Origin of the sequence: Thiohalorhabdus sp. Cl-TMA, from assembly GCF_041821045.1 — a bacterium.
GTDB lineage: Bacteria > Pseudomonadota > Gammaproteobacteria > Thiohalorhabdales > Thiohalorhabdaceae > Thiohalorhabdus > Thiohalorhabdus methylotropha.
In genome coordinates this window covers 226,761-244,569 of record NZ_JBGUAW010000005.1, presented here as the reverse complement: position 1 = coordinate 244,569, position 17,809 = coordinate 226,761, and the positions used below count along the sequence as shown (strand labels likewise).

Annotated in this window: 15 protein-coding genes and 1 pseudogene; 2 read left to right on the top strand and 14 right to left on the bottom strand. The window is 67.0% G+C overall.

Annotated features, from left to right (window positions below; all coding sequences use genetic code 11):
• Window positions 1-28: 28 nt before the first annotated feature.
• The 10 genes and pseudogenes from ACERLL_RS08900 to ACERLL_RS08855 form a co-directional block, all read right to left on the bottom strand.
• On the bottom strand, window positions 29-1,426 hold the full coding sequence (locus ACERLL_RS08900) for a TIGR03013 family XrtA/PEP-CTERM system glycosyltransferase (protein ID WP_373655725.1): 1,398 nt from the start codon (window positions 1,424-1,426) through the stop codon (window positions 29-31).
• Between the two features lie 351 nt (window positions 1,427-1,777).
• On the bottom strand, window positions 1,778-2,986 hold the full coding sequence (locus ACERLL_RS08895) for an EAL and HDOD domain-containing protein (RefSeq protein ID WP_373655724.1): 1,209 nt from the start codon (window positions 2,984-2,986) through the stop codon (window positions 1,778-1,780).
• Between the two features lie 101 nt (window positions 2,987-3,087).
• On the bottom strand, window positions 3,088-4,785 hold the full coding sequence (locus ACERLL_RS08890; RefSeq protein WP_373655723.1) for a sensor domain-containing protein: 1,698 nt from the start codon (window positions 4,783-4,785) through the stop codon (window positions 3,088-3,090).
• Between the two features lie 327 nt (window positions 4,786-5,112).
• Window positions 5,113-7,104 (bottom strand): asparagine synthase (glutamine-hydrolyzing), encoded by a 1,992-nt coding sequence (gene asnB / locus ACERLL_RS08885; protein WP_373655722.1) that lies wholly within the window; start codon window positions 7,102-7,104, stop codon window positions 5,113-5,115.
• 144 nt (window positions 7,105-7,248) lie between these two features.
• Window positions 7,249-7,554 (bottom strand): hypothetical protein, encoded by a 306-nt coding sequence (locus ACERLL_RS08880; RefSeq protein WP_373655721.1) that lies wholly within the window; start codon window positions 7,552-7,554, stop codon window positions 7,249-7,251.
• Window positions 7,527-7,718 carry a hypothetical protein gene (locus ACERLL_RS08875; RefSeq protein WP_373655720.1) on the bottom strand — a complete coding sequence of 64 codons (192 nt, stop codon included), beginning with the start codon at window positions 7,716-7,718 and terminating at the stop codon, window positions 7,527-7,529. Before ACERLL_RS08875 ends, ACERLL_RS08880 begins: the two co-directional genes overlap by 28 nt.
• Window positions 7,719-7,798: 80 nt before the next feature.
• Window positions 7,799-8,128, bottom strand: coding sequence for an ElaB/YgaM/YqjD family protein (locus ACERLL_RS08870; protein ID WP_373655719.1), 330 nt, complete (start codon window positions 8,126-8,128; stop codon window positions 7,799-7,801).
• Window positions 8,129-8,362: 234 nt separating this feature from the next.
• Window positions 8,363-9,163, bottom strand: a complete 801-nt coding sequence (locus ACERLL_RS08865) for an Fpg/Nei family DNA glycosylase (RefSeq protein WP_373655718.1) — start codon at window positions 9,161-9,163, stop codon at window positions 8,363-8,365.
• A 20-nt stretch (window positions 9,164-9,183) separates the two neighbouring features.
• Window positions 9,184-10,917, bottom strand: coding sequence for a DNA polymerase/3'-5' exonuclease PolX (polX, locus tag ACERLL_RS08860; protein WP_373655717.1), 1,734 nt, complete (start codon window positions 10,915-10,917; stop codon window positions 9,184-9,186).
• A gap of 337 nt (window positions 10,918-11,254) precedes the next feature.
• Window positions 11,255-11,663, bottom strand: a pseudogene (locus ACERLL_RS08855) (NAD-dependent DNA ligase LigA); the annotation flags it as partial.
• Here ACERLL_RS08855 and ACERLL_RS08850 point away from each other — a divergent pair.
• Window positions 11,619-12,032, top strand: a complete 414-nt coding sequence (locus ACERLL_RS08850) for a hypothetical protein (RefSeq protein WP_373655716.1) — start codon at window positions 11,619-11,621, stop codon at window positions 12,030-12,032. The pseudogene ACERLL_RS08855 and the gene ACERLL_RS08850 sit on opposite strands and share 45 nt — an antisense overlap.
• A gap of 250 nt (window positions 12,033-12,282) precedes the next feature.
• Window positions 12,283-12,537, top strand: a complete 255-nt coding sequence (locus ACERLL_RS08845) for a hypothetical protein (RefSeq protein ID WP_373655715.1) — start codon at window positions 12,283-12,285, stop codon at window positions 12,535-12,537.
• 202 nt (window positions 12,538-12,739) lie between these two features.
• Here ACERLL_RS08845 and ACERLL_RS08840 read toward each other — a convergent pair whose 3' ends face one another.
• The 4 genes from ACERLL_RS08840 to sat are packed head-to-tail and all read right to left on the bottom strand — an operon-like array spanning window position 12,740 to window position 17,807.
• A complete protein-coding gene (locus ACERLL_RS08840; protein WP_373655714.1) occupies window positions 12,740-12,982 on the bottom strand; it encodes a sulfurtransferase TusA family protein in 243 nt (80 codons plus the stop codon).
• 39 nt (window positions 12,983-13,021) lie between these two features.
• Complete coding sequence (cysI, locus tag ACERLL_RS08835) at window positions 13,022-14,734, bottom strand: assimilatory sulfite reductase (NADPH) hemoprotein subunit (RefSeq protein WP_373655713.1); 1,713 nt, start codon at window positions 14,732-14,734, stop codon at window positions 13,022-13,024.
• Between the two features lie 17 nt (window positions 14,735-14,751).
• Window positions 14,752-16,584: an assimilatory sulfite reductase (NADPH) flavoprotein subunit gene (locus ACERLL_RS08830; protein WP_373655712.1), complete on the bottom strand. Its 1,833-nt coding sequence runs from the start codon at window positions 16,582-16,584 to the stop codon at window positions 14,752-14,754.
• A gap of 35 nt (window positions 16,585-16,619) precedes the next feature.
• Window positions 16,620-17,807: a sulfate adenylyltransferase gene (sat, locus tag ACERLL_RS08825; protein WP_373655711.1), complete on the bottom strand. Its 1,188-nt coding sequence runs from the start codon at window positions 17,805-17,807 to the stop codon at window positions 16,620-16,622.
• Between the last annotated feature and the right edge of the window lie 2 nt (window positions 17,808-17,809).

Below are 17,809 nucleotides of genomic sequence, written 5' to 3'. Positions count from 1 at the left end.
GCCCCGGTGCTGCGGTGATCCAGTAGCCTCATCTCGCCCCCTTGCCCCAAAGGACCACCTCCGCGGTGTGAATGAGGATCATCAAATCCAGGAACAGGCTGAAATTCTTGACGTAATAGAGGTCATACTGGAGCTTCTCCAGGGCATCCTCCCGGGAAGCGCCGTAGGGGTAGCAGATCTGCGCCCAGCCGGTGAGTCCGGGCTTCACCCGGTGCCGTTCCGCGTAGTAGGGGAGCTTCTCCAGCAGGTCCTCCTCGAATTCCGGACGCTCCGGCCGGGGACCGACGAAGCTCATGTCCCCCCGCAGGATGTTGAGCACCTGGGGCAGCTCATCGATCCGATATTTCCGGATGACCGCGCCGACCCGGGTCACGCGGGGGTCGTTCTCGGCGGCCCATTGCGGAACCCCTAGCTTCTCAGCATCGGTCCGCATGCTGCGGAACTTGATCAGGCGGAAGGGCCGGCCGTCCTCCCCGGCCCGGGTCTGCCGGTAGAAGATCGGCCCCCGGTCCTCCAGCCAGATGGCCAGGGCGGTGATCGCCATGACCGGCGCGGCCAGCACCAGGAAGGTCAGCGCTCCCACCAGGTCGATGGCGCGCTTGAAGAAGCGATGGAAAAGCCCCCGGTAGAAGAAGCCGGGGGAATAGGTGAACCAGCTGGGCTGCGCCAAATCCACCTTCACCTTGCCCGTTTCCCGTTCGAGGAAGGTCAGCAGGTCCACCACCTCGATGCCGCGGATCCGGCATTCGAGGAGCTCGCGAACCGGCAGGACATTGCGGCGCTCATCGACAGCCACCACGATCTCGTCCACGTTCCGCAGGGCGTAGGGAGACAGTCCATTGGGAAGCTCGACCAGCTGGTCCGCCTCTACCCGGGGTGCCTCCTCACCCATGGGGACATAGCCGACGATATCCTTCCCCAGCCGATCGGTTTCCCGACGGAAGCGGCTCAGTACCTCCGCCGCCTGCCCGGCTCCGAGCACCAGGACCCGGCGCCGGATTCCCTGGGTTCGCATCAGGGAGAAGAAGATCACCCGTGTCGCGAGCAGGGAAGGGAAGGCAATCACCAGGGAGATACCGAGAATGCCCCGACCGAGGTACAGCTCGGGGAGGGAATAGAACGCCATGGTCAGGAAGATGAGGCTGATCATGAAGGCGATCAGCAGACGTCGGCTGATGCCTCCGTAACCGTCCCGGAGATGCCGCTGGTACAGCCCGGTGGCCACCATGCTCACCTGCAGCACCAGGGCGGCGAACAGGGCCTTGGGCAGCAGAGGACCGGCATTCTCGGCCACCGCCAGGGCATCCCATTGGAATCGGGCATAGGCCGCGGTAGCCACGGAAACCACGAGGACCATCAGCTCCACCAGCCCCAAGACCAGGAACCCTGTCTTGATGTGGTGCTGAAACAGGGGGATGGTCCGCATCTCCTTCTCCTCTATTCGGCGCCGCGGCGCCCGCGCGATGTTCGTTGACCGGACAAAATTGCACAGGAATGCGCTTTCGGCGCTCCCCATGTCCGGTGCCATTTTTTATCCCCCCTTTCACGATTATTAGTACGTCTGCTGCCAAAAAACAAAACAAAATTCACATCTGTCAGGCTGTTTTACAGGCCTCTACAAGTATTTTGTTTTACTATTTTTTCATTAAAAAATGGATGGGGTAAGTCATGTAGGGAGGTTCCCTAATTTTTATGAACAAGAATAATAAAAATAGAACAAAAAAAGCCCCGCGACACGGCCGCGGGGCGAAGGGAAGGAGACGTTCTGTAAGACGATTTAACCTATGCCGTACTCCAGGCTGGCTTGCTCCTCAAAACTGAACCAATCTTGATCTCGGAAGGTTATACCGCCAACGGCCAGCTTCGGTTCGGGCGCCTTTTCCTCCCGCAATTTCGCCACCGTGTCCAGCAGGTGGCCGAGCACGCCTTTCCGCTCCACGAGGGCCAGGGCGATGCCGCGATCCAGCTGAAGGTCCTGGGCGATCTGCCGGAGCGGCCGCATGAGGAGGGCCTGGATGACGGAAAAAATGCCGGTGAGGAAGGCGCCCCCGGTAAAGGCGTCGCTGTCCTGGATACGGGAGGCGGCCATCTCCATGATCCGGCCCCGGATGACCGCCTCCTCATAGAGCGGGTTGGGCCCCTCGCCATCCCCGCCGGTGAACAGGAGCAGAGCCACCCACTTCCGCAGGTTGTTCTGTCCAAGCAGGACCAGGGACTGCCGAATGGAATAGATGGGCTCCTTCCGCCGCATGGCGGCGGAATTGAGCAGCTCCAGAAGCTGGAAGCTCAGGTCGGGATAGGCCTTGAAGGTGGCCTCGATCTCCGGAAACTCGGCGCCGGCGCTGAGCTGCTGGAACACCTCCACCAGCGCCATCTGACGGGCGCTCAGCCCGTCCTTGCTGAATAGCAGCGGCTGGGTGAAGAACTGGCCGGTGAACAGGCCGAACCCCAGCTCCAGACACCGCTCGAAGTCCGAATGGCTGTGAACGTTGCGGGCGATCCACGGCACCGGCGTGGCCCGGAACGGCTCGGTGGCGGCCGATAGGCCGTCCCCTTCCCCGAGCCGGGCGAGATCGAAGCGCAGGAAGTCCAGCTCGGCAACCACCTCGGACGGCGGCGCCGGGCCCGCGGCGTCGATATCGAAGCCCACCCGGACTCCCTCCGCCCGACGCGCCCGTATGGCCTCCACCAGCCCCGTATCCTCCGCGGTCTGCGGTGCCATGAGGATGATCCGGCCCGGCGGGAGCATTTCCTCGTAGTCGTGAAAGAGAAAAGCCCCCGGGAAGCTCAGGAATACCGGCTGGCTTTCCACGAGCTTCGCCAGATCCGAGGAGTTGATCAGGTTGATCAGGAGCCGGGCGCTCTCCGCCGTGGGATGCCTGTGAGCGCCTTCCCGGCCATCCTTTTCCCACACCTGGAGGTCATAGCCGGCCAACCCCCGTTGTGCATTCAGAATCGACTGCCGGACCAGGTGGCGTTTTTCCACCCCCTCCTCCTGAATCCGAGCCCCCTCCGATCGGTTCCCGAGGGACAGGGGCGGATCGGTTGGTTGGAAACGGGCCCGCCTGGTCCGAGGCTGCCGGGACCCTACTCGGGTGCGAGGGACAAAAATCCCCCTTGCCAGGCCAGACGGGAAATGTCTTCGGCCGACACCGGAGGACTGAAGCCAAACCCCTGTGCCTCCGGGCAGCCCAGCCACCGCAGGAATTCCGCCTGTTCGGAGCGCTCCACGCCCTCCGCGACGGTTCGGATCCTGAGGGTATCGGCCAGATGGATGATGCCGCGCACCAGGGCGGTATCTTCCACTACGCGGGGGATATCGGCAAGGAAGGATCGATCGATCTTCAGGCTGTGAAAGGGGAGACGGCGCAGGTAATTGAGGGCGCTGAACCCGGTACCGAAATCATCCAGCGCCAGCCGGAAGCCCCGGTCGTTCAACCGGCTCAGGATCTCGGAGGCCTCGGGCAGGTCGCGCAGGAACAGGCTCTCCGTGATCTCCAGCCGGATCTGCCCGGGCCCCACGCCGCTCTCTCGCAGGGCCCCCTCGAGGATGCTCTCCAGCTGGCGGTCGGCGAACTGCCGAGGGGACAGATTGATGCTGAGATCCAACGGCCCCACGCCGGCGTCCTGCCAAGCGCGCAGCTGTTGGCAGGCCTCCTGGAGAACCCACTGCCCCACCGCGACGATCATTCCCGTTTCCTCCAGCAGGGGGATGAAGACCCCAGGACTCACCGGACCCAGCTCCGGATGGGCCCAGCGGAGCAGGGCCTCCACGCCGATCATGCGGTGAGAGGCGAGATCGACGATGGGCTGATAGACGAGATGGAACTCCTGGCGCTCCAGGGCGCGGCTGAGCCTGGCCTCCAGCTCCAGGCGCTCCCATGCCTTGGTGTCCAGGTCCGGGGCGAAGAAGGCCCAATTGTTCTGAACGGTATCCTCCGCCCGGGTTCGGGCCATGTCCGCCCGCTGGAGCAGGTCCTCAGAGGTTGTTCCGTCGTCGGGAAAGACGCTCACTCCCGCCGAAGCGGTGACGAACAGCTCATAGCCCTGGACCTGGAAGGGATCGGAAAAGGAATCCATCAACCGGGCCACCAGGGGGGGAATGTGCTCCACCTCGCCGAGATCGTTGAGGAATACCGCGAACTGGTCACCCCCCTGGCGGCCCACGGTATCCCCCGGGCGCAGGTGGGATTGTAGACGCCGTCCCACCTGGGTCAGCAGCCTGTCCCCGCCCGCCTGTCCCAGGGAGCTGTTGATAAGACGGAAACGATTGAGATCGATGAGGATGACCGCGGCGTTGCGGCCGTGGTGCTCGAGGCGCTTGAGGCTCTGATCCACGAGCTCGGGAAACAGAATCCGGTTCGGCAGGGCCGTCAGGCCGTCCGTTTTTCCCTGATCCGGTTGCGGACCCTGCTCGGCGGCCATGGAATGGCTGCGCAGGACGAGCACGACGCTGCTTTCCGCCCGGCCGCTCTGCAGCATGCAGAGGGTGGCATCCAGGGCCACCTCCTCCCCGTCCTGACGGACTCCGAACAGATTGAGCCTGCGGCTGACCCGGCCAGTCTCGGGGGCTTCCTCGCGAAGCTCCCCCAGGCCGTCATACAGCACGCTTACAAACCGCTCGGGGAACAGCGACACCAGATCCCGGCCGAGCACCTCCCGGGCCGGGCAGCCGAATACGGCCTCGGCGCCGGTATTGAAGCCGATGATTTGGAGGCTGGAATCTGCGGCTACGACGGGGTCCGGGACAGGCCCTAGAGGGGCATTGATTGGCGCGCAGCTCACGGGCACCTCCGGCTGGAACAAATGCGCAAGACAGTCCGGGACAGACGGCAAGCTAGCAAGGGCTGGACCCGAAATGCTCGGGTGAGGCTTCCGCGGCCGTTAAGCCGGGCTCGGGGGCCGTACCGGATTCGGGCTCCCGGAGAATCCAGGCCATATATCCGCTCCCAGGACATGGGCGACGAGCTGGAAAGAATCCCACCGTATCTAATTGGGCTTGTCGTTGCCGGGCACGCAAACTTTAGGCAGGAGAGGAACTTTTTTGTCCGGGGAATCCGGACAGTACGTGCATCCGCACTCCCGCAACGATTCGGCGGTTCCCGGTCCGGATCATCCGCCCACGGCGGGGCGGGCCTCCGGTTCGGGGCGGTCGGAGGGGCTTCCGGTAGCGGGCCGTTCCCGAAGCCAAGCCTGGAACATGAGGACATCCCACAGGTGGTAATTCCACCGTCGGGCTCCGGAGAGGTGCTCCTGCCACATCCGACGGACGGGGGCGGGATGGAAGAACCCCTCCTCGCGCAGCCGCCGCTCGTCGAGGAGGTCCTCGGCCCATTCCCGCAGGGGGCCCCGGAGCCAATGCTCCACGGGAACCTCGAAGCCCATCTTGGGCCGGTCCATGAGGCTTTCCGGCACGTAGCGGTAGAGCACCTGGCGGAGGAGCCACTTGCCCTTGCCGTTCCGGAACTTGAGGCTGGTGGGCACCCGCCAGGCGAGCTCCACCAGCCGATGGTCCAGCATGGGCACGCGGGCCTCCAGGCTGACGGCCATGGTTGCCCGGTCCGTCTTGGCCAGGATGTCCCCCGGTAGGTAGGTAAGGGCGTCCAGATACATCATGCGCTCGCGCAGCCCCGGCAGCCGGGGCCAGCGCCCGGTGTCCGTGAACAGGGTATCCGGCTCCCCGGCGCCCCGGACCACCGCGGCGGGCTCTTTCCAGTGGGAAACCAGGGCCCGGTAGAATGCCTCCCCGGTTTCGGGGGAGAGCACCTCGGCCAGCTTGAGCAGGCGGTCCCCGCTGAACCGTGTCCGCATGTCCCTGGGCAGCCTCCGGGAGAGGCTATCCAGATTGTCCGCCGGGATCCGCTGCAGGAGGGAGGCCAGGCGTTGGCGCAGCGCCAGCGGCAACCAGCGCAGCTTCTCCCAGAGCCGGCAGCCGAAGGCGTATTGATGGTAGCCGCAGAAGAGCTCGTCACCGCCGTCCCCGGACAGGCTCACGGTCACATGGCGGCGGGCCAGTCGGCTTACCAGATAGGTGGGGATCTGCGAGGAATCGGCGAAGGGCTCGTCCCAGATCGTGGGCAGCTCGGGGATGACCGATCGGGCCTCCTCCGGGGTGACATAGAGCTCGGTGTGATCGGTGCCCAAATGCCCGGCAACGGCCCGGGCATGCTCGGCCTCGTTGTAGGCCGCCTCCTGGAAGCCTATGGAAAAGGTCTTCACCGGCCGGTCGCTCTGGGCCTGCATGAGGGCGGCGACGGTGGTGGAATCATAGCCTCCGGACAGGAAAGCCCCCAGCGGCACGTCGGCGTCCATGCGCCTTCCCACGGCATCGGCGAGCAGCGCCTCCAGCTCGTCGGTGAGCGTTTCCGGCTCCTCCGCCGCGCGCGCGGTCCCCTCCGCCGCCACGGCCCCGAGGTCCCAGTAGCAGTGGGGCTCGGAAACCGCCCTCCCCTCGTCGCCGATCACCACGTAGTGGGCGGGGAGCAGCTTGCCGATGCCCTGGTAGATGCTCCAGGGCTCGGGAATATAGTTGTGGCGCAGGTAGAGGGTCAGCGCCTCGCGGTCCACCGCCCCGCGCCATTCCGGGTGGGCCGCCAGGGCCTTCAGCTCCGAGCCGAACAGGAAGGCGCCGCCGCTACGGCCAAAGTAGAGCGGCTTTTCCCCCATCCGGTCGCGGGCCAGGAAGAGCCGCCGCTCCGCGGCGTCCCAGAGGGCGAACGCGAACATACCGTTGAGGCGGCGCAGCGCCCCTTCCAACCCCCAATGCCGGAGTGCGGCGAGCAGGGTCTCCGTGTCCGAGTGGCCGCGCCAGGCGAAATGCCCCCCCGCTTTCTCCAGCTCGCCGCGCAGCTCGCGGTGGTTGTAGATCTCTCCGTTGTAGACCAGGGTGTACCGGCCACAGGGTGTGGTCATGGGCTGGTGGCCGGCGGGGGAGAGGTCGATCACGGCCAGACGGCGGTGCGCGAGGGCGATGCCCGCTTCCTCGTCCGTCCAGACTCCCCGGTCATCCGGGCCCCGGGAGTGCAGGCGGTCGCCCATGGCGCCGGCCACCTCCCGGGGCGCCCCGCGCATTTCCTTGGCCCAAAAACCCGCGATGCCGCACATTGGGTCGGTTCTCTCCCTTTGCAGAACGATCGAGCTTGTGGAAGGCCCCGTGATCCGGTCGGGCCTCCCGCGCTGGATAGCCGGGAATGTTCAGCGGGAAACGGGCAGTTCAGGGAAACGGCCAGCGGGAACCACCGGCACGGCTCAGAGGTGGCGCAGCAGCATGCCCAGCAGGCTTCCCCTGAGGGTCTTGCGCATTCCGCGCGGGAAGCTGCCCATGGCCATACCTCCGGTAAGCGCCGCCAGCAGGGCCCCGAGCGGATGACGTCCCACCCAGGCGGTGGGTCCGGCCTGCTCGGCGGTGCTCCGTACCCGCTCCTTTACCTCGCCCAGGGAGGGCGGACCCGCCCGCCCGGCTGCTGGAGGGCCATGCCGCCAACGGAGGTGCCCGCCGCGCAGGCGCTCCTTGGACTCGGCCAGACTCAGCGGGTCATGCGGCTCGCTATCCATACCAGCACTCCCGCCGCGATCAGGGACGCCACCCCCGTAACCAGGGTGCCCAGAATGGGATTGAGCATTCCCGCCGAATATTGATAGAGCCCCCAGAGGAAGAGCGCCACCGCTGCGGCGACGAGCAGGGCGGCCACCACCACCAGGGCGATTCCTCCCACCACGCGAACCGCCCCGCGCCGTAAGGCGCGGCCTTCCGCCTCCGCCAGGTCGGCCAGGGCAATGATGAAATCGGCCAGGTAATTCAGCGCCGGCCTCCCATGTCCATGATCTTGGCGATCAGGAAGCCCACCCCGAAGGCGGTGGCCAAGCTGGTCCAGGGGTGCTCGCTCACGTTGCGCTCGAAGTCCTCTTCCGCTTGGCGGCCACGATCCCGGGCGACGCCCAGGGCACGCATGAGCTCGTCCCGCCGCTCGCTCCATTCATCCTGCATGGAAGAGCGCCAGTCATTGGCCTTGTCCCGCCCCATGTCGCGCATAGTGCTGGCCAGCTCGGAGACGTCACTCCGCAAGGCCGCAAGATCCGCCTTGAGCGCCTGGATCTCCTCGTCGAGCTCCTTCTTTTCCTCGGCCATCGTACCCCTTACCTTTCAATCGGATTCGCTGCCTGCTCGCCAGTGGGCTCCATCCGTCCTTCAGTCCACGGTAGGACATGGCAGAGACCCTGGCAAATGGAAATACCTTTCCCAGTGACAGCGGAATTTCCATGCCTCCACTGTCCATTTTTCCGGTTTCACTCAAAATATAGGGGATAACGGTAATATTTTACGGGGTTACCCGCATTCCCGGCAGGGCTCCGGGCCGGACGGTCAGCCGCCTCCGAAGGTTCCCGGTTGGCATTTGGGGCAAAAATACGCAGTGCGGCCACAGGCCTTCACGGTATCCAGAGCCGCTCCGCAGCGGGGGCATTCGCCTCCCGGCTCGCGGTGGGGAACAAGGAAGTCCGCCGGTATGCCCTTCGTGTGCATCGCCGCGTCCACCGCGTCGTCCACCACCCGCCGCAGGCTTCCGTGCAAATTCAGGAGCGCGGAATCGGAAAGCGCTTTCACCGGCTGTTTGGGATGGATGCCGGCCTGGAACAGGATCTCGTCCGAATAGACGTTGCCGATGCCCGCCATCTTCCCCTGGTCCATGAGCCAGCACTTGGCCTGACCCCGCTGCTTTTTCGCCAGCTCCAGGAATGCGTCGGGATCCAGGCCGTAGGCATCCGGCCCTAGGCCCTGCTCCTTCAGGCGGGCGTCCAGATCGGCGATCAGGGCCAGATGGCCCAATTTTCGGGAATCCACGAAGCCCAGATAGCGGCCGTTCTCCAGCCGGAGCAGGACCTTCGTGTAGGGGGGCGCATCATCGGGGTCGGCCACGTAGGCCAGGCTGCCCGTCATGCCGAAATGCAGCTCCAGCCATTCGCCGCCGCTCATGCCGGCGAACAGCCGCTTGCCGTGCCGGTGGGAGCTTTCGAAGGAGCGTCCCTGCAGCCGCCGCTCCAGATCCCCGGGGCCGTGATACGCCAGCACCCCCGAATCCCGGACTTCCAGGCCGCCGACGGTCTGGTGGAGGGCAGTCTCGTCGAAACGACGCTTGAAAACCTCCACATCGGGCAGCTCGGGCATGGTTTCGCAACCTTACAGTCTCAGCCGCGGCGCAGCAGGGCGCGCAGATCCTCCAGGCCCCGGGTGTTGATCACGTCGCCGGCCTCGGCCCACCCCCTTCGGGCCTGGTCCACCGCGTAGCCCAGTAGCCCCAGGTTGTAGGTATTGTGCGCATCGGTGGAGAGGACCAGCTTGGCACCGCGCTCCCGGGCCAGCATGCAATCCATATCCCGGAGGTCCAGCCGCGCGGGCTGGGCGTTCACCTCCAGGGCGCAATGGCGCTCCGCCGCCGCCTCCACCAGGCGCTCCATGTCCAGCTCGAAGGGCTCCCGCTCGTTGATCGCGCGGCCGCTGGGATGGCCGAGGATGCGGAAGTGGGGGTTGTCCATGGCCCGGATGATGCGGTCCGTCTGCTTGTCGCGGGGCAGATTGAACCGGTAGTGGATGGAGCACACGGTGACATCCAGTCCCGCCAGGACATCGTCGGGCAGGTCGAGCCTGCCGTCCTCCAGGATGTCCACCTCGCTTCCCTTCAGCAGGGTGATGCCGTTCAGCTCCTCATTGAGCCGATCGATCTCCTCGCCCTGGCGCCGCAGCCGGTCGGCGTCCAGGCCGTGGGCCATGGAAACCCGTTTGGAGTGGTCGGTAATGGCCAGGTACTCGTGACCCGCCTCCGCCGCCGCCCGGGCCATGTCCCGCAGGGAATCGGCGCCGTCCGTGGCGTTGGTATGGGCGTGCAGATCCCCCCGCAGCGCCTTCCTGGTAACCAGCCGCGGGAGCGCTCCTTTCTCGGCCGCCTGGATCTCCCCGCGGTCCTCGCGCAGCTCGGGCGGTATCCAGGGCAGGTCCACCCGGCCGTAGACCTCCTCCTCGGTGGCGCCGGCCACCGGCTCCTCGTCCCGGTCATGGGCGAAGATCCCGTACTCGTTGACCTTGTATCCCCGCTCCAGCCCCCTTTGCCGTACGGCGATGTTATGCGCCTGCGACCCCGTGAAATAGTGCAGCGCCGCCCCGTAGCTGCGTCCGTGGATGGCCCGCAGGTCCACATCCATCCCCGAGCTCAGACGCACCGTGGAGCGCGTGCTGCCCCGGGATACCACCTCCGTCACATCCTCGTGGGTCACGAAGCGCTCCATTACCGGTCCGCTGTCCCCGCAGGAAGCCAGGATATCCAGGTCGCCGACGGTCTCCTTGCGCCGACGGAAGCTCCCGGCCACCTCGATGGCCTCCACCCCCTCCGCTTCCGCCAGGTACGCCACCAGGGGCCGGGCCACCTCCTCGGCATCCGCCAGACGGGTACGTTTCTTGCCGCCGCTGCGGATCTTCTCGATCTCCTCGAGGATGGCCTTCTCGGTCTTTTCCCCGAATCGCTCCACCTCGTGGATCCTGCCCGCCCGGGCGGCCTCCTCCAGGTCCTCCAGACTGTCGACGTTCAGCTTCTTGTAGAGGGCCCGCACGCCCTTGGGTCCCAGCCCCTCGATGACCATGAGGTCCGAAAGCTCGGTGGGAACCCGTTCCTCCGTTTCCGTCAGGTCGGGCAGCTCGCCCGAGCGCACCAGCGTTCGGATCTTCGCGGCAAGGTCCTTGCCGATGCCCGGATAGCGGGTCAGGTCCTGCTCCTCGGACACCAGATCGGCGATATTGGCCGAGAGCCCGCCGATGGTCCGGGCGGCGTTCCGGTACGCCCGCACCCGGTAGGGGTTCTCCCCCTCGATCTCCAGGAGGTTGGCCAAACGGGTGAAGCGTTCGGCGATCTCGTGATTGTGAACGGGCATGAGCTGCCTCCGACACGTTGCGCTCCACGGTCAGCCCCGCGACGCCGCTTCCTGAACCAGCGCCTCGAAATCCGCCTCGCCCAGCACCGTGACCGCTTCCCGCCGGGCCTCCTCGAGCTTGGAGCCGGGATCGGCGCCGGCCACCACATAGCAGGCGCTCGGGCCCCTGCACCCCGCGGACGGTGACCCCGGAGTCCAGGAGTCTCCGCAGCACCTCGCGATTGCTCCCGTCGGCGAAGAAGTGCGTCACGGAGGCGGCGATCTCCGGGACCGCCTCGATTTCCGCCTCCCTGGCATGGCGCAGGATCTCGTAGAAATAGATATCCATGGGCTTATCGGCCGCGTAACGGGGATCGTACTGCCGCATGGCTCCCGCCGCGGCATTGCGCGGATTGGCGAAGGGCTCGGCGCCCCGCTCGACGCGCTCCCGGTTGAGGGCCCGGAAATCCGCCCGGGGCATGAACACCTCGGCGCGCACGGACAGGTAGGTGGGCGGCTCCTCGGCGTGCAGCCGCAATGGCAGCGAGCCCACGGTCTTGAGGTTGTGGGTGATTCTCCCCGACGCGCCCGTTGCCCCGGGTGGCCCCGTACTGAAGCGTTCCCTCGGCATAGGCCACCTCCACGGAGGGTCCGTCGAACTTGGGCTCCAGGTCGTAGCGGACCGCCCGGCCCTCCCCTTGTCCGCGCATGGACCGGTCGAAATGCGCGATCTCGGCCTCCTGGAACAGCGCCTGCAAGCTCAGCATGGTGCCGGCATGCTCCACATTGGAGAGCTCGCTGACCGGCTCGGCGCCCACCCGCTGCGTGGGGGAATCCTCCCGGCGCAGTCCGGTGAAGGCCTCCTCGAGGTCCTCGAGCCATCGCAGGAGCCGGTAGTAGACCGAATCCGAGATCACCGGTTCGCTGCGAACGTAATATTGGTGGTCGTGGTAGCGGATCCCCGCCCGCAGTGCTTCGGCCTCCTCTTCGGCCTGCCGGCGGGAAAGCTGATCAACGGGGCGGAAATCGGTACGGGGATTCCTCTTGAAGTCCATGGCGTTCCCTCGATCCGGGAAGACCTCCCCGAAGGCGTGGAGATCGGAGCCGGCCCGCTCCCCACCCTTCTTCGAATGTAAAACGGGGTGAAAGGCCGCGCACAAGGGCTGCGAGGTGCTACGGCCATAGGGCTTCCCCCAGTGGACGGGGGAGCCGGCGGAAAACGCGGCTAGCGGATCCAGGTGAAGAGGCACCCCCACGAAGGACCGGGGCTTGTCCTCGGGTGCTCGATAGTTCTCGGAAGCCACGGGCTCCAGGGTCCCACCGGGCCCGAGCCGCTCCCGCAGGAACGGGGGATTCGGTCCATGCTCGTGGGCGATCCGGACGGAGGTGGCCGCCGAGAGTGCGGAGGACCTCTTCGACGGCACGGAGATCGACGAGATGCTCTCCCTGCGCATCCTGACCCTGTCCGAGGCGGAGGAACCGCACCCCGCGGAAACGGCCGGACTGCCCGGCCTCCATTCCCCGGACCCCGGACGGTCCTGTGCTTGGGCGGGACCGCTCCGCCCCTCCTGCTGCCGGGATGCGCGCCCCGGAACGAACCCTGTCCACGCCGGGGTCAGAAAACGAAGGGAGTGCCGGTGATGGCTAGAACAGCAGGCGGGAACCGGATGGGATGGGTGGGGAGGGGGCTCGGCGCGCTGCTGATTATCGGGGTGCTGGCCAATCTTCGGGATATAAGGCGCTATATCCGCATCCGCCGCATGTGGGTCACGGCTTGCGGGCCGGCGCCCCCTGCCGGAGCCCCGCCCGCTTCCCGGCCGGTCCGGGTCCGGCGGAAGGTACCCTACTCGTAGGGCACCTTCCGCCGGATGCGCAGGCGATAGACCCCCTCGTCCTCCGCGGACACTTCCTCCAGGTGATGGCCGGCCTTGCCCAGCCACGCGCGGACATCCTTCTCCACGGCCGGGTCCGTGCTGAGCAGCTCCAGGGACTGTCCGGGCTCCACCTGGCGGATCTCGGCGATCAGGGTCTGCAGGGGCTCGGGGCAGGACACCCCGCGCACGTCCACCTTGTGCGTTGCTGTCATTGTCTCGCTCCTTTGGCCGGGAGATTATAGCGGCAAATTTCAATCATGAAAGGCGCGTCCCGCCTTCACCTCCCGGACATATTCCTTGCGGATGACGAAATCCCCGAAGGGCTCGCCCGGCTCCCGCTCCTCGGCGTAGTGACGGATGATGGGCGGGACCTCCTCCAGGATCTGGTCGGTGGTGATGTTCTCCCGGTACAGCCTGTTCAGGCGCTGCCCCGCGTATCCGGCACCCAGATAGAGGTTGTAGCGGCCGAGGGCCTTGCCCACCAGGCCGATCTCGCCCAGATAGGGCCGGGCGCAGCCGTTCGGGCATCCGGTCATGCGTACCCGGATAGTGTCCTCGCGGAGTCCCACCTCCTCCAGCGTCGCCTCCAACGCACCGATAAGCTCCGGCAGATAGCGCTCGCTCTCGGCCATGGCCAGGCCGCAGGTGGGGAACGCCACGCAGGCCATGGAGCCGAGCCGCATGCCGGAATGCCCGCCCAGGGCACGGTCCAGACCGTGCTCCCGGAGGAGGTCCTCCACGAGGGGACGCTCCGCGTCGGGGATATTGCTGAGTATGACGTTCTGGTTGGGGGTCAGGCGGATCTCCCCCGACAGGTTGCGGGCCACCTCCCGAAGCCCCGTCATCAGGGGATAGTCCGCGCTGTCCTTGATACGGCCGTTCTCGATGAACAGGGTGGCGTGCCAGTTGCCGTCCTCGCCCTGGTGCCAGCCGTAACGGTCGTCGTTGTCCTCGAAGTGGAACGGGCGGGCCTGCTCCAGCGCCCAGCCCAGGCGCGCCTCCACCGCTTCCCGGAACGCCGCCGGGCCCATGTCCTCGATGGTGTACTTGAGGCGCGCGTGCTTGCGGTCCACCCGGTCGCCGTTGTCCCGCTGCACCGCCAGGACCTGCTCCGCCACCTCCACGGCCCGCTCCGGCGCGCAGAACCCCAGGACATCTGCCAACCGGGGAAAGGTGGCGGGCTCGCCGTGGGTCATGCCCATGCCACCGCCCACCGTGACGTTGAAGCCCCGCAGCTCGCCGTCCTCGACGATGGCGATGAAGCCCAGATCGTGGGCATAGACGTCCACGTCGTTGCTGGGCGGAACCGCCATGGCGATCTTGAACTTGCGGGGCAGATAGGTGGGCCCGTACAGGGGCTCGGAATCCGTCCCCGGCGTCCCGGCCACCCGCTCCCCGTCCAGCCAGATCTCGTGGTAGGCCCGGGTATTGGGCAGCAGGTGCTCGCTGATGCGCCGCGCCCAATCGTAGGTCTGCCGGTGGATCTCCGAGCGGTCCGGATTGGGGTGGCACATGACGTTGCGATTCACGTCGCCGCAGGCGGCGATGGTGTCCAGCAGGCTCGCGTTGATTCCCTGGATCGTAGGCTTCAGGTCGCCCTTCAGGATGCCGTGGAACTGGAAGGTCTGGCGCGTGGTGAGGCGCAGGGTGCCGTTGGCGTACTGGCTCGCCAGCCGGTCCAGTGCCAGCCACTGCTCGGGGGTGCACACCCCGCCCGGCATCCGCACCCGGATCATGAAGGAGTAGGCGGGCTCAAGCTTCTGCCGGCGCCGTTCGTCCCGGAGGTCGCGGTCGTCCTGCATGTAGCTGCCGTGGAACTTCAGGAGCTGGGTGTCGCTCTCGGCGATGGCCCCGGTGATGGGATCGGCCAGCCCCTGCTCGATGGTCCCGCGAAGATAGTCGCTGTCGGCCTTGAGGCGCTCGTTGGGGTGCAGCCCCTCGGTCGACGGTTTTTCGTCACGCATGAGAAATTCCTGATGGCTCAGTAGACGTCGCGCTGATAGCGCCCGGCCTTCTGCAGATCCTTGAGGTACTGGGCCGCCTCCTCGGGACCGTGGCCCCCTTCCTCCCGGATGACCGCTTCCATGGCGCCGTGCACGGCCGGCGCCATGCCCACGGCGTCGCCGCAGACATAGACGTGGGCGCCCTCCTCCAGCCATTGGTAGAGCTCCCGTGCCCGCTCCCGGAGGCGGTCCTGGACGTACACCCGTTCCGCCTGGTCCCGGGAGAAGGCCACGTCCATGCGCGTGAGGACCCCTTCCCGCCGCCAGCGCTGCCAATCCAGCTGATAGAGGAAATCGGTCCGGAAGTGCTGCTCGCCGAAGAACAGCCAGTTCGCGCCGCCGGCCCCCGTCTCCTCGCGCTCCTCCAGGAAGGCGCGGAAGGGCGCCACCCCCGTACCCGGCCCGATCATGATGATCGGCGCGTCCGGATCCTCGGGAAGCCGGAAGTTGGGATTCCGGTGCACGTACACCGGCAGCTCGTCCCCCTCCTCCACCACGTCCGCCAGCCAGTTGGAGGCCACACCGTAGCGGTCGCGCCCGTGGCTCCAGTAACGCACCAGACCCACGGTGAGATGGGCCTCGTCCGGGCTGGCGCTGGGTCCGGAGGCGATGGAGTACAGCCGCGCCTGGAGCGGGCGCAGCGCGCCGACGAAATTCCCCGCGGAGACGCCGCCCACGGGATAATCCCGCACCAGGTCGATAAGCTCGCGGCCGTGGAGGTACTCCCGCAGGGCGGCCCGGTTGTCCTCCGCCGCCAGCGCGCCGAGCGCCTCCGAGCCGGCCAGCTCCGCCCACGCCTCCACCACCGGGGGGGCCAGCAGGCGGATCTCGTAATGGCGCCGCAGGGCCTCCTCCAGGGCCACCTCTTCCCCCTTGGGGGTGGGGACCGGCTCCCCGGCCTCCAGGCCCAGCGATTCCAGCAGCTCGGTCACCGCCTCGCGGCGGTTCACCGGAAACACGCCCAGGGAGTCGCCGGGCTCATAGGTGAGGTCCGACCCCTCCAGGGAGAGCTCCAGGTGCCGGGTTCCCTTGTTGGAACCGCGGCCGGTGAGGGCTTGGTTCTCCAGGACCGTGGCCGGGAAGGGATGCTTGCGGGAATAGCGGCTCTCCGCGGTGCCCTTCTTCTCCGTGGCCAGGGGCACCACGTTGCCGGCTCCCGTCCCGGCGGCTCCGGACTCCTGGCCCAGGGCCTCCAGGACCCGGTCGATCCAGGCATCGGCGTCCGCCTCGAAGTCCACGTCGCAGTCCGTACGCTCCGCGAGCCGGACCCCGCCCAGCTCCTCCAGCTTGCCGTCGAAGTCCTTGCCGGTCTGGCAGAAGTGGTCGTAGCTGCGGTCCCCCAGGGACAGTACGGCGAAGCGGGTCCCTTCCAGCTTGGGGGCCTTGCGGCCGTGGAGGAATTCGTGGAGATCCAGGGCGTTGTCCGGCGGCTCTCCCTCGCCGTGGGTGCTGCAGATCACCAGCAGGTAATCCTCGCTGCGGAGCTGCTTGTTCTTGTAGCTCCCCATGTCCTTGACTTCCGCCTCGAACCCGGCTTCCCGGGCCCGCTCGGCGGCCTGCTGGGCCACGCCCTGGGCGTTTCCGGTCTGGGAGCCCACCAGCACGGTAAGCGATGGCAGGGTGGCCACCCCCGCGCCCGTCTCCGGGGCGGGGGTGGCCGTGGCGGAGGCACCGGCACCCACCAGTCCGGCCAGGTACCCGCTGATCCAGGTGGCCTGTTCCGGAGCCAGATCCTCCTTGAGCCGGTTGAGCTGTTCCGCTTGCTCCCGGGTCAGGGGGCTGGAATGTTCACTGAGCGGCGTCGACTGCATAAGCAAGCACTTCCCTGGGCCGTTTGAGGGGGAGCTCAGGCACGCTGGGCGCCGGATTCCTGGAAGGCGTCCACCAGGATCTCCGCCACCTCGGGCCGGGTGAACTCGGGCGGCGGGTGCTCGCCGTCGCGCAGCATGCGGCGCACCTCGGTGCCCGACAGCACCACCCGCTCCTCCGTGGAATGGGGGCAGGTCCGAATGGAGGCCATCTGGTCGCACGCCCGGCAGAAAAAGGCGTGGTCGAACTTAAGCGGTTGGATACCCAGGTCGTCGAGGCTGAAGCGGTCGAAGATCTCCTGCGCCTCGTAAGTGCCGTAGTAGTCCCCCACCCCCGCATGATCGCGTCCCACGATGAAATGCGTGCAGCCGTAATTCTTGCGGGCGATGGCGTGCATGACCGCCTCCCGGGGACCCGCGTAGCGCATGGCGGCGGGGAACACCGTCAGCAGGGTCCGCTCCCGGGGGTAGTAGTGGCTCAGGACCGCCTCGTAGGTATCCAGCCGAACCTCGGGAGGAATGTCCCCCTGCTTGGTGGTGCCCACCAGGGGATGCACCAGCAGCCCGTCCACCACCTCCAAAGCCACCTTCTGCAGGTGCTCGTGGGCGCGGTGGATGGGATTGCGGGTCTGGAAGGCGGCGGTGCTTCGCCACCCGCGGTCCGCGATCGCCTTGCGCACCGCCGCCGGCGTCCAGCGGTAGGGGGCGAAGGGGTCCTGGCGGGGCAGATCCCAGGCCCACACCGTACCGCCGAGGCGGAAATCCTCGCCCTCGTACAGGGCGGCAACACCGGGATGATCGGCATCACCGGTGCCGAAGACCTGTACCGCCTCCTCCTCCTTATCGGGCCGGAAGCAGTCGGAGACCTCCAGAACGCCCAGCGGCGCGCCCTGCCATTGGAGGGCCAAGCGGCTTCCGGGCTTCACCCAGCCGGCCACCGCGTCCCCCACCGGCAGGGTCACCGGGACGGTCCAGGGCTCCCCGCCGGCGAGCTGCATTCCGGAAACCACGGCCTGGAAATCCGAGCCATCCATGAACCCCTCGAGCGGGGAATAAACCCCGGTGGCCAGACACTCCAGGTCGGCCAGGGCCCGGGAGGAAAGGGATACGGCGGGAAGCGCCGCGGCCTGGGCGCGGGCTTCCTCCGCCTCCGCGCCGGACAACAGCCGGTTCACCAGACGGCCGCCGTGGGGCGGCACTTCGGGCAGCGGGTTCGCTGTACGCATGG